The sequence below is a fragment of the Arthrobacter sp. Hiyo1 genome (assembly GCF_001263615.2).
Lineage (GTDB): Bacteria > Actinomycetota > Actinomycetes > Actinomycetales > Micrococcaceae > Arthrobacter.
Genome location: NZ_DF952472.1, coordinates 169,002 through 170,378 on the forward strand (window position 1 = coordinate 169,002; position 1,377 = coordinate 170,378).

General features: G+C 65.1%; 1 protein-coding gene. It reads right to left on the reverse strand.

Features of this window, described 5'->3' with window-relative positions:
- On the reverse strand, positions 1-924 hold a 924-nt coding region (locus AHiyo1_RS14435; protein WP_275937065.1), incomplete at its 3' end, for a glycoside hydrolase family 3 protein.
- Between the last annotated feature and the right edge of the window lie 453 nt (positions 925-1,377).

A 1,377-nucleotide genomic window follows, 5' to 3' on the forward strand; every position in this document is an offset into this window, starting at 1 on the left:
CAGGATCCGGCGTGCAGACTGCAGCACTGTCGCCCGGGCCAGGTCACCGTTACGCAGCGCGGCCGGCAGTTCACGGGCGCGCAGCAGTCGCAGCGGCATCTCTACGTCCATTCCTGCCTGGAGGCTGAGGAACGCGTCATGGGTGCCGAACACCCAGTCGCTCGTCACGAACCCGGAGAAGCCCCACTCCTGTCTCAACACGTCCGTGAGCAGGGCGCGATTGACGTCCATGTACTCGCCTCGCACCCGGTTGTAGGAACTCATTACAGAGTCCGCGCCGGCTTCCACGACCGCCCTGAAGTGGGGCAAGTACACCTCGTGCAGGGCGTGTTCGTCGACCGACACGTCGACCTCGAAGCGCTCGTTCTCCATCGAGTTGAGCGCGAAGTGCTTTACGCACGCCATCGCGTTCACGCGCACGCCCCGGGTGATGGCAGCTCCCATCCGGGCGGTCAGCACCGGATCCTCCCCGTAGCACTCCTGAGCCCGACCCCACGCGGGGTGGCGAAGCAGGTTTACGCACACGGACGCGGAGTAGTTTGCTCCCCGAGCCCTGGTCTCTAGACCGATCGCAAGCCCGACCCGTTCCTCCAGCGACGGATCCCAGGTCGCGGCCCGCGCAATTGTCACAGGGAGGGCGGTGGAGGCGCCGATCACGACGCCGCGACCACCGTCGCTGAAACGGATGCCCGGTATGCCCAACCGCGAGACCGCCCCGGCCACGAACGGCACCCTATTGAGCAGTATCGGGATGAGCGGGAGCAGCAGCCCGGGAGAGTCGCCGTCGAGCAGGCCGAGGATCTCCCCGTCCGTCATCAGATCGATCAGTAGCTCCGCGGCCTCATCCGCGTCCAGCTCGCCCGCCCGGACTGCCCTGACCGCCTCGCCGTAGGCGCTGCTCTCCGCCGACATCGTGTCCGTCAAAGCCAGCCATTGCGTTCGCGCTGCCCGTCGTCCCGCAGCAATCTTCATACACTAAAGCCCGCAGTAATCTTCATGCCTAAAGTCTGCACTCTGTGAGTCCGCGTTTGCGAAGCCGCCGGGAATCCCCTCGCTGGAGTCGCTTCCGACTCGCGCGGGGTTCCTCATCGCATCTCCATTAGCGGCGGCCAGTCGGTCAGCCTATACGACACTCCCCCTGTTACCTGTCTTTCAGCGTTCGCCGGGCGTACGCTGAACACGTCCCCGGTACCGGACCGGCCCGGGTCCTTTGCCTCCGGATTCAACCAGTAAGGGATCACCATGGAGATAAACCTCAGGGACCACTGGGACAGCCTCAGCCCCGAAACCCGGCAATGGCTCACCGAGAACCCCGGGTGCGTGGTTCTACCGCGCACGATCACGGAGACGATCCATCAGGAAACCGGAATCACCGCG